We start from the raw sequence: 2,403 nt of genomic DNA, 5'->3' as shown, positions 1-2,403 counted from the left end.
AATCCTAGAATAAGTTTTGACGGTAAGAATTGGTTTTTATCTGTTGGATACAATGTAGAATTTGAACCTGTAGAGTTAACAGATAAAGTTTTAGGCATTGATATTGGAATAAAAAGCCTTGCAGTTTGTTCAGATGGAGAGTTTAAAAAGAATATTAACAAAACTAAAAGAGTTAAGCATTTGAAAAAGAAACTCAAAAGAGAGCAAAGAAAACTTAGCAGAAAAATAGAAAATAATATTTCAAGTCACACAGAAAATAGAAAACCAGTTTATAAAAAACCTTTAAGAGATATAAAAAATATCCAAAAACAAAATAAAGAGATTCGTAATTTATATAAAAAACTTACTGATATAAGAATGAACCATTTACACCAAAGTACAAATGCTATCGTGAGAACCAAGCCTAGCAAAATTGTAATGGAAACTCTTAATATCAAAAATATGATGAAGAATAAACACCTAGCGAAAGCTATTGCAGAGCAATGCTTATATGAATTTAAAAGACAAATTCAATATAAGTGCCAAAAATATGGAATAGAATTCGTAGAAGCAGATAAATGGTATCCTTCATCAAAAAAATGTTCTTGTTGTGGAACTATCAAGAAAGACTTAAGACTCAAAGATAGAATATATAAATGCTCTTGTGGTCTTAAAATTGATAGAGATTTAAATGCAAGCATTAACTTAGCAAATTATTCAATTCAGAATATCTAACCTAAAAATAGATTCTGAATATGTACCTAACGATACTGGGGAATTTAAGCCTTTGGACTGTCATACCAAATGAAAGTAGTATGTGATTTATCACTACAAAATCAGATAGAGTGAAGAAGGAAGATACAAAATGAAAGTCTTAGGATATAAGTTGTATCACAGTATAAATGTCTACATTTAAATAGAAATGTATATATTTTTCGTATCGGAGCCGCATCAGAGGTTAGTATGAATCAATGGACATCAACCTTTATGGAGAAGGGGCTTATGCTGCCTAAAATTGTAGGAGATACTATTGGAATGTGTATGTTTGCAATAATGCTTGGGATAGGACGAGTATTATATGGGATATATGGGTCTAAAATTGATGTAAGTAAGGTTCTTATAAGAGGAGCATTCTTAGCAACTATTTGTTATATAGTTGCAGCAGTATCACCATTTAAAATATTATCTATAGTAGCTTGTGCTTTATGTGGGATTTGTGTAAGTTTACTTTGGCCAGGAACTTTAGTTATAGCTTCAGAGAAAATACCTTATGGAGGTGCAGCAATGTTTGCACTACTTGCAGCAGCAGGAGATATTGGAGCATCTATGGGACCGTGGGTTATGGGGAAAGTGACAGACTTTATGTCTTTAAACGAAAGCTTTAATGTACTATCAGGAGAGCAAATTGGACTTAGAGTTGGAATGTTAGTAGTAGCAATCTTCCCAGCAGTTACAGTTATTCTTCACTATGTTTTAAAAAACAAGAGGGGCGAGATTGAGGAGTAAGAAATTATTTGAATTTAGTAGAAAATATATTATGAATATTAGTATAATAGAAGTAGGAAAAGTAAATAATGGATTTACAAAAGAATGTGATACTACAGTTGAAAAGGTAAAAAAAATATTAGAGTAGTAAAATATTATAAAAGTAGGGGCTTTTTCTTTTTGGAAAAGCTCTTTTATATTGAACTTTATCCAAATTTATTTAAAGAAGTGTGAATAAAATATTGAAATAGTAGATTAAGATACTATAATTGAAGGATAAAGAGGAGATGTATTTAAAATGGAAAAAAAATTTACAAGAGATGAGATAGTTTTTATCATATTAATTGGACTAGCATTAGGGTTTAGACAAGTTGCAATGAATTTAGTTACTCCTTTTGTAGCTACCTATACGTCAAGTTTAGTAGATGGAAGTTTATTTCTAGCAGGAGTTGCCCTCGGAATCTTTGGGCTTACACAGGGACTTTTTCAAGTACCTTTTGGAATTTGGAGTGATAAATATGGCTATAAAAAAATGATTTTAATAGGTGTATTTATTATGATGATGGGAATGGGAATCGCTGTATTTGCAGATAATGCATATCTTTTTGTTTTATCTAGAGCAGTGCAGGGAGCTGGAGCTATAACATCAGCAGGATATGCTTGGCTTTCAGGTTCATTAAGAGCAGAAAAAAGGGCAGATGCTATAAGTATTGTTGGAATAATTGTTGGGATATGTTCAGCAGTAGGATTTGGTGGAAGTCCAATTTTAAGAGAATTTATGCCAGTTGAAAATATACTTGTATTAGCATTAATCGCAATAACAATAATGTTTCTATTAATTGCAATATTTTTAAAGGATATAAGAAAAGAAGAAGATAAGAAAATAGAAACACCAAAGCTTAGTGAAAGCTTTAAGTATATGAAAAGACTTATAAAAAA

At 30.6% G+C, this 2,403-nt stretch carries 4 protein-coding genes; all 4 read left to right on the top strand.

Annotation, left to right across the window (positions count from 1 at the left end):
- The coding region (locus ACRC28_RS00320) for an RNA-guided endonuclease InsQ/TnpB family protein (RefSeq protein ID WP_438541467.1) at positions 1-714 on the top strand (714 nt) is incomplete at its 5' end.
- A gap of 228 nt (positions 715-942) precedes the next feature.
- Positions 943-1,485, top strand: coding sequence for an MFS transporter (locus ACRC28_RS00315; protein WP_438541466.1), 543 nt, complete (start codon positions 943-945; stop codon positions 1,483-1,485).
- Positions 1,475-1,612, top strand: a complete 138-nt coding sequence (locus ACRC28_RS00310; protein WP_438541465.1) for a hypothetical protein — start codon at positions 1,475-1,477, stop codon at positions 1,610-1,612. The genes ACRC28_RS00315 and ACRC28_RS00310 overlap by 11 nt, the downstream gene beginning before the upstream one ends.
- 150 nt (positions 1,613-1,762) lie before the next feature.
- Positions 1,763-2,403: MFS transporter (locus tag ACRC28_RS00305; protein WP_438541464.1), on the top strand; the 641-nt coding region annotated here is incomplete at its 3' end.

It is taken from the genome of Clostridium sp., from assembly GCF_051650885.1.
Taxonomy (GTDB): domain Bacteria; phylum Bacillota; class Clostridia; order Clostridiales; family Clostridiaceae; genus Clostridium.
The sequence above is the reverse complement of the archived record's forward strand: the minus strand, read 5'-3'. Positions and strand labels throughout refer to the sequence as shown.